Origin of the sequence: Chachezhania antarctica (assembly GCF_003646465.1) — a bacterium.
Classification (GTDB): domain Bacteria; phylum Pseudomonadota; class Alphaproteobacteria; order Rhodobacterales; family Rhodobacteraceae; genus Chachezhania; species Chachezhania antarctica.
The window spans coordinates 101,263-108,989 of record NZ_QZEX01000014.1; the positions used below are offsets into that span (position 1 = coordinate 101,263).

General features: G+C 60.2%; 5 protein-coding genes and 1 pseudogene. 3 read left to right on the top strand and 3 right to left on the bottom strand.

The window, feature by feature from the left end; genetic code table 11:
• Positions 1-338: 338 nt before the first annotated feature.
• Positions 339-1,301, bottom strand: a complete 963-nt coding sequence (locus D4754_RS20835; protein WP_121067613.1) for a ParB/RepB/Spo0J family partition protein — start codon at positions 1,299-1,301, stop codon at positions 339-341.
• Positions 1,298-2,500: an AAA family ATPase gene (locus D4754_RS20840; protein ID WP_121067616.1), complete on the bottom strand. Its 1,203-nt coding sequence runs from the start codon at positions 2,498-2,500 to the stop codon at positions 1,298-1,300. Before D4754_RS20840 ends, D4754_RS20835 begins: the two co-directional genes overlap by 4 nt.
• Before the next feature lie 703 nt (positions 2,501-3,203).
• On the opposite strand from D4754_RS20840, the gene D4754_RS20845 reads away from it, so the two are divergent.
• Complete coding sequence (locus D4754_RS20845) at positions 3,204-4,154, top strand: replication initiation protein (RefSeq protein ID WP_240453961.1); 951 nt, start codon at positions 3,204-3,206, stop codon at positions 4,152-4,154.
• A gap of 218 nt (positions 4,155-4,372) precedes the next feature.
• On the opposite strand, the pseudogene D4754_RS24635 reads toward D4754_RS20845, so the two are convergent.
• Positions 4,373-5,440: pseudogene (locus D4754_RS24635) on the bottom strand (ATP-binding protein).
• Positions 5,441-5,986: 546 nt separating this feature from the next.
• Between D4754_RS24635 and D4754_RS20855 the strand changes: the two are divergent.
• Positions 5,987-6,901: a LysR family transcriptional regulator gene (locus tag D4754_RS20855; protein WP_121067622.1), complete on the top strand. Its 915-nt coding sequence runs from the start codon at positions 5,987-5,989 to the stop codon at positions 6,899-6,901.
• Between the two features lie 251 nt (positions 6,902-7,152).
• Positions 7,153-7,656: a type 2 periplasmic-binding domain-containing protein gene (locus D4754_RS20860; protein ID WP_240453962.1), complete on the top strand. Its 504-nt coding sequence runs from the start codon at positions 7,153-7,155 to the stop codon at positions 7,654-7,656.
• Positions 7,657-7,727: the final 71 nt, after the last annotated feature.

Genomic DNA, 7,727 nt, shown 5'->3' on the forward strand with positions numbered 1-7,727 from the left:
TCGAGGAAGACTAGGAAATGCTCCCCAGCCCTCGTGAAGCGCAGGTCTTCGGCAACATTCACTAGCACGGCGTAACTTCTGTCGTAGGCCCGTCAGATCGCGTCTTCCCGGTTTCCGTCAACCAGATCACCGGTTGTCCCTACGCCGGGATCAGGACATCATTCCATCTCACTTTTTCAGACCCCAATGGTTAGAAATTAGCGCTATTGCTTCTCGCGGCATAATCCCAGCCTTGCCAACTTGTTGGCCGTAGAGAACGCAACCGGATAGTTGGTGCAAAAAGTGAAGCAAGACACTGAAAAAAATAGGTTTTTCCGGATCTTGCCAATTGGCAATATCTATTTGTTGTCAGCTCGGGCCTTAAGGAAAGCTTCAACGGCATGCCGCAATTCCTCATCGGGTAGATCCCGCGGGAACTCCAGCGACAGGCGCGCTCCCTTGCGCCGCAACTGTACCTGCTGCCCGTACACGGCGTCTGCGGCACGGCGCTCCTTGGGCGGTTTCGCGGCAGATTTCAGGCGTGCGATCACTTTTGGGGCCTGCACCCCCTGCCCTGCCGACTGCTCCGCTGCTAGCCTGTCGGCTTCGGCCAGGATCGCCTCGCGCCCGGGCGCATCAGCAAGGAGAGGCTTCAGCTGCCGCGCATGAAGCTCTTTCACGTCACGAACCGACGGAAACGCCGATACGATGCGCGGGTCCAGCCGCGCCAGTTGGAGGTAGCGTGACAGCCACCCTTGCGACACCTGCAGCCGCTCGGCCATCAGGCTTTGCTTGCCGCCATAGTATTCAGCCACTGCGCGGGCATAATCGCGTGCGCGCTCCAGATCCGAGATATCCTCGCGGTCGCGGTTCTCGATGTCGGCAAGTCGAAACGCCTCCTCGTCCGTCAGCTCGCGCTCTTCGATCAGGTACTGGAACTTCGGATAGTTGTTCGCACGCAGCCAAGAGATCGCGAAGTGCCGCCGTGCGCCGCAGATCACCTCGTAGTCGGCCACCTGACCCGCCGGAAGCCGCCTGACAATGGCCGGGAATTCCTGTTGTCCCTGGCTCAGGATCCCGTCAATCAGTTCCTTGCAGTTCTCATAGCTGAGCGCCTCGTAGGCGCGGTTGTGCCCCGCCCACATCACGCAGCTTGCCGGATCAACCAGCCGCAGCACCTTTTCCTGCCGCTGACCCGATGCCTGCTCGGCCATCGTGGTCGACCGTTTCAGGAAGCGCGCGCCGGACCGGTCACGCGCCGGGGCGGCAGCACCGATCCCCTTCAGAACATCGTCGAAAACTGCATCGTGCCGTTTGCTCAAAGGATGCCCTCCTTGCGCAGATCCGCGTGATGGCTGGGCCATGTCTTGCGGATCAGGGTTTCGATTTCGCGGCCAACCGCGTCCAAGTAGACTCGGCAGCGCTTGTGGGTTTCGGTGCGCGTCGCAGGGCCCGTGATTTCATACACGCTCATCAGGTTGGCGCTGGCATTGTCGATCTCGGCGCTGTCCTTCAGTACCGATTGCAGGATGTCCTGCGGGAACACTGCCTCCATCACCCGCTTGATGGCAACGTGCGCGCTTTTCTGATCGTTCATCTTTGTCGCCAGGATTTTGACGAAATGATACCCGCGCGCGCCTCCGTGTTCGGCCAACTCGTTCAGGGTGGCTCCCATCATCTTCAGGAAGTGCGCGGTCGATCCGAAGTCGATATTGTTCGGCGGCGCGGGGATCAACAGCGCGTTCGCGGCCCGCAGAACGGACAGTGAAATCATCCCCAGTGCCGGTGGCGGATCCAGCAAGATCACATCGAACTGGTCGGCAATGGTGGCGATGCCCGTCCGCAGGCGGTCCAGAACAAAGCCTTCTTCATTCATCATCCGCGCGGCGAATTCGTATTCCGCATCGTACAGGCCCAGGTTTGCTGGGATCAGCGCGATATTGGGCCAGTAGGTCGCCCGCAACGCATAGTGCAATGAAGACGGCCCACCATGACGGAAGAACGGGTACAGCGTGTCCTCGTCCTCGTCGACGTCCACGTCAGGGTTCAACCCGAAGATTGAGGTCGTGGAGCCCTGGCTGTCACAATCCACCACGCAAACGCGATAGCCCCGCAGCGCCAAGAACTGTGCCAGGTGGACGACAAGTGTCGACTTGCCCACGCCGCCTTTGAAGTTCTGTACCGCCAGCACCGTTGCCGGATCGTCAAGGCCGCGCCGGGGCAATGTGCCGAACACCTCGCGCATCCGGTTCACGTCTTCCAGGCTATAGCCTGTGCGCCGCCCGGTTGCCGGGTCCTTTTGGGGTTCGGGCAAACGCCCGTCGCCTTCAGCATCGCGGATCGCCTTTTCGGTGCGACCTACCATTTCGCCCGCCGTGCGGACGTTGAAGCGCAGGTTTAACGTTTTCTGCGCACCCGGCGCATAGACCCTCTCCCGAAGGCGTTCGATCACCGTATCGGCGCGGGTTGCAAGGCTGTCGATCTCGTCAAGCGTTACGGGATAGTCTTCTGGCTCGATCATTTTCGCCCCATGATTTTTCCGAGAGGGTACTCGCGGTAGGGAAACCGCTCAAGTACGAATAATGAGTCCCACGGCACGAAAAAGCGAACCTTCATGGCAGGGCTCTGATTGACGGGAATATTGCTGTGTTGGCTGTAATGTTCGGAAGATCAGATACTCCGCATCCTTTCTTTCACCCAGAATGTAGCACATTACCTGATCGGGCGGGAAAACGGGTGCTCCACGGACCAAAACCAAAACTCATCAAATCGAAAAACCTTCTTGTTCAGGATTCATGGATTCAAATGTTCAGGCCTGCCAACAGTCAATTTTTTAGAGCGCTTCTCCAATTTCGGCCTACTTCTTGGGACGGTTTGGCTTACGGATCGGGACGGCTGGCGCTACCTATTGGGGGGGCTGGCCATACGTACCGGGAAGCTCAAATCTTACATTTTGGGCTGCTCTGAAAGGGCGAATCGTACGACTCGAAAAAGCCTTAAAAAGCAGGGTTCTCTGATTCGACGACCTCGGTGTCCTGTGATTGAAAGCTTACGTATCGGGTGCGGGGCCTTCTGGTGCCGCGCTTGTCAGCTTACATCGGAACCGTTACAAATGTAAGAAAACTAAGGTATGAGTCCGAGCAGCCATGGCCAAGTCATCCAAAGGATACCGGACTGTCGACGCCCGGCCAAGCCGTGAGTCGTTGATAAAGCCGGGAGAGCTGGTGGACCTCATCGAGGTCACGCCGCTGACCCTGACCGACCGGCGGATCTACAACCAATTGCTGGAGAACGCGTGGGAGGCCATCGACAAGCCGGTCGTCCACGTTATCGCCAAGGCGGATCTGCGCGGATCGCATAATTCCAACGACCGGATCGGGGAAAGCGTCGAACGGCTGATGGCTGCGATCGTGAAGGTCGAGGCAGTGTGGGACGGCAAGCCCGCCGTCGAACGGGTGCAGCTTCTCGGAGGCAACATGGAGATGGCCCGAGCCGACGGCTTGTTCGAATACGAAATTCCGGCGCGGCTCCGCAAGATCATCTCGAACTCGACCGTCTTCGCGCGACTGCAGCGGGAAGTCATGTTCGCGCTCAGTTCGAAATACGCACTGACGCTCTACGAAATGGTTCAGAAGCGCGGGAATCTCCGATGGAAGTCATCGGAGAAATTCACGTTGGACGCGCTGCGCGGTGTGCTGGGGGTGCCCAAAGGCAAGCTGACGTCGTGGTCGAACCTGCGAATGCGGGCGATCGATCCCGCGGTGGCAGAGGTGTCGGCATTGTCGGATTACATGGTCGAGATCCAGCCGATCAAGACCGGCCGGTCGGTAACCCATGTGGAACTGCGCTGGTGGCGCAAGGACGGTGAAGAGACGGGCAGGGTGGAACGAGCCATGCAGTTTGCCTCGCCCGGTCGGCGTGCGCGTGCGGAGGGGCGCACCGAGAACGTTGCCGAAGAGGCTCCTGCGCGGCCCCGGCCCGCCTGGCTCGACAGGCAGGGGGCTGCCCTGAAGACCCAGACCTATGAAACCGCGCGGCTTCGACACCCTGGCTACGACATTTACTTCGTCGAAAGCGAGTGGCGCAGCTGGGCGGCGGGAAAGGAGCCCGCTGCCGATCCCGACAGGGCCTTTCTTGCCTTTTTCCGGAGATATGCCGAGGCGAACCCGCTTTAGGTAGGCAAGGATCTGGGATTAAAGGGATTTCCGGGTTCTTGCCAGTTGGCAATGCTTCAGGATGTGGGGCAGGGGCCGACCAGTACGAGACGCGGGGGGCCTGCTACTAGGAGCGCAACATCCCGACGGCGGCGGCCAAGGGCATCGCACGCAATCCGTTAGCGGTGGGAACATCCCGTTCTCCGGCATACACGAGGATCTTCCGGTCAGCGCTGATGTCATCCGACGCCAGATGAAATCCGCGGGATACTTTTGGCGCCGTCGCGCGCTTGACTTCTATCGCCCATGTCTCGCCGCCGGGCAACCTCAGCACAAGGTCGAGATCTGCCCCGGCTGAGGTGCGATAGAAATATGGCTCTGTCCCCGGTCGGGGCAGCGGAGATGAGGGTTTCGATGCAGAATCCTTCCCAGCTTCCTCCGATCACGGGATGCCCAAGTAGGCTCTCCATTGAAGCCAGGCCCAGCAATGCGTGTACCAGCCCACTGTCCCGCACAAAGACTTTTGGTGATTTCACGAGACGCTTGCCGACATTTTCGTGCTACGGCTGCAGGCGCCGAACCAGCATCAGGTCGACCAGCAGGTCGAGGTACCGCCCGATCGTCTGTCCTGATACGCCGAGACCTTCTGCCAGAGCCGCGGCGTTCAGCAGACCACCCTGCGCATGGGCCAGCATGGTCCAAAAGCGGCGCAATGTGGCGGCCGGGATTCGGGGGCCAAGGGCAGGGATGTCGCGCTCCAGATAGGTGCGGAGGAAGTCCTCAGGCCAGTTCATGCTGGTTCTGTCGTTATTGGCCTGGAAGCTATCCGGGAACCCGCCGCGCAACCACAACCGGTTCAGATGCTCTGGGTTTACCTCGTCGATCAAAAGCGGCGGCGTTTCGATGTACCGGACGCGTCCAGCAAGGGATTCCGCCGACTGATGCAGCAGGGCCCTCGATGCCGATCCCAGCAGCAGGAACTGCCCGGTACGCATGCCCTTGCGGCGCCGCATATCGATCTGGCCGCGAAGGATTTTGAACAGGCCCGGCATCTGTTGTACCTCGTCGAGTATCACGAGCCGACCGAGTTGTTCATCGAGGTACAGGTCTGGCTGTGACAGGACCTGCCGGTCGGATTCGCGCTCCAGGTAAAGGTAGACGGAAGGGCGTCGCGCCGCTATTTCCAGCGCAATCGTGGTTTTTCCAACCTGCCGGGGGCCTAGAAGGACTGCGGCAGCTTGGGTTTCAAGTGCCGCATTAAGGTTCTGATTGGTATGGCGTGGATACATACCTTGAAAATCTTCCATCTTGTGGATGATATACAAGGTAAATCGAGATGTCGGGCTGCGCGAGTGACGATGTCGCGGGCTCGTCCAACAGACTATCTCGGAGCCGCCGCGCTAAGTGTAAATGACGACAGGTTAAGACCGCCAAGGCAACGGATCCGGAACGGTTGCCGACAAAATACTCACCCAGCCGATCGAAGAAAAGGCAAAGTTATTGGACGTATGTGCAACCTGCGAGGCGCAGCGCTTACTTTGCAAAACGGATACGCATCCGCCGCCGCATCGATCGAGCGCCTGGACGCCTGGCCATTGGAACGCGCGGTTCATTCAGGATCGTCAGGCCCAGAAGATCCTCCACCTGACTGGCGAAGATAGTACCCGCTATTTCGGTCGTGAAGCCCATGGTGACAGAGACCAAAATGAACTTGATGAAGCTCTCCAGACGCGGGACGATGGTCGCCGCAAGCTACCCGAAATCGAAAGGGCAGGGTCCGACGTCCCCAACGCCGGCTTGTTTGGTCACCACAACTGTCGTTACGTCTAATGTGACGTCAGGAGAGCCACACAATGTCTTTCACACTGAAGCAGTTGCGTTACTTCGTGGCGGTCGCCGAAAAGGGCTCCGTCATCGGCGCGGCGCAGTCGCTGTCGATCGCACAATCTTCCGTGACCGAGGCATTGAAGAACCTCGAGGCCGACTTGGGTGTGACGCTGTTCGAACGCCATGCCCGGGGGCTGAACATCACGCACAGCGGGCACCAGTTCCTGCGGCATGCGACCCAGATCCTGACCGACGTGTCCGGCGCGCAGCGGGCGTTCAAGCGGCCGCCGGGCACGACATCGGGGCGGTTGAATATCGGGGTCACGTCGTTGATGGCGGGTTATGTCATGTCGGACCTGCTGGCGCGCTACCGTCGGATGAACCCGGTGGTCGATGTGTCGGCGCTGGAAGATTCGGGCGAGTACCTTGAACACCTGCTGATCGGTGGCGAACTGGACATTGCGGTGATGGTGATTTCCAATTTGCGCGATCGGATGGCGCTGCAATCCGAAATCCTCGACGTCTCGGCTTTCCGGTTGTGGCTTCCACTTAACCACCCCCTGGCTGTGCGCGAAAGCATTGGGCTGGACGATGTCGCGCGCGAGCCGTTGATCATGCTGAACGTCGACGAGATGGAGGAAGAGGCGGTCAAGCTGCTGTCGGCCTTCGGCGAGCGGCCCCAGATCGCCTTCCGGACCCGAAGCGTTGAAGCCGTGCGCAGCCTTGTCGCCACTGGGGCAGGGGTGACACTGCTGCCGGATCTGGTTTACCGGCCGTGGTCGCTGGACGGGGACAGGATTGAAAGCCGCGATGTCTCGGGCGCCCTGCCGATCGTGCAGGTGGGCGTGGTCTGGCGGCGGGGGCTGCCGCTGTCGCCCGCCGTGCGCGATTTCATCGCGCTGGCACGGATGGGGCAGGGCGGCAAGCACCTGCGGCTTTGATGTGCCCAAGCTATCGGAATTTCCGAATGATGCTTTCTGAATAATGAGTTTGCGCGCGCAGCATCAGCGACGCATGGTTTCGGTGCGGCAGAGGAACCCCGGGCCTGTCATGGCAACAGGGCTCCCGGACCGCGCCCCGGGTATCTGACGGTCGGGGGTCACAAACAAACAAGCCAGGGCGGCCCGCGGGTCCCGGCCATGCTTAACGCGTGGCCAAGGGATGCGTCTGGTCGGCCCGCAGGGAGACCGCAATGAAGAATACTTTCATCACTGCCGTGGTGAGTTCGATCACGGCCGCCTCGGTCGCGACATCGGCCCTGGCCCAGATGACCGAGATTGGCGAAGGCGAAGGCCAGCTGTCAATCGTCGCTTGGGCGGGGTACGTCGAGCGCGGTGAAACCGACCAGAGCTTCGACTGGGTCACCGGATTCGAGGAAGCGACCGGCTGCATGGTTTCGGTCAAGACGGCCAACACCTCGGACGAGATGGTCGCCCTGATGAACGAAGGCGGCTTCGATCTTGTCACCGCGTCGGGCGATGCGTCGCTGCGAATGATCGCAGGCAAGCGGGTGCAGCCGATCAATATCGACCTTGTACCGTCGTGGAGCACAGTGGACGAGCGCCTGAAGGACGCGCCCTGGCACACCGTCGACGGCGTGCACTACGGCGTGCCCTACATGTGGGGCCCGAACGTTCTTATGGGCACCTCGATTTTTGACTGTTTTCTCGACTATGGAGCAGTTGGCGCAGCCTGAAGGGCTTGGAAGGCCGTCAGTTGACGGGTTGTTGCGTCGGGTCTGATGATGCGCAGCCCATTTCAGGGTCG

What these genes read in the sequence shown, in the direction of transcription:
- D4754_RS20855 (WP_121067622.1), top strand. Translation starts at nt 5,987, where the DNA reads ATGTCTTTCACACTGAAGCAGTTGCGTTACTTCGTGGCGGTCGCCGAA.
- D4754_RS20860 (WP_240453962.1), top strand. Translation starts at nt 7,153, where the DNA reads ATGAAGAATACTTTCATCACTGCCGTGGTGAGTTCGATCACGGCCGCC.
- D4754_RS20840 (WP_121067616.1), bottom strand. Translation starts at nt 2,500, where the DNA reads ATGATCGAGCCAGAAGACTATCCCGTAACGCTTGACGAGATCGACAGC.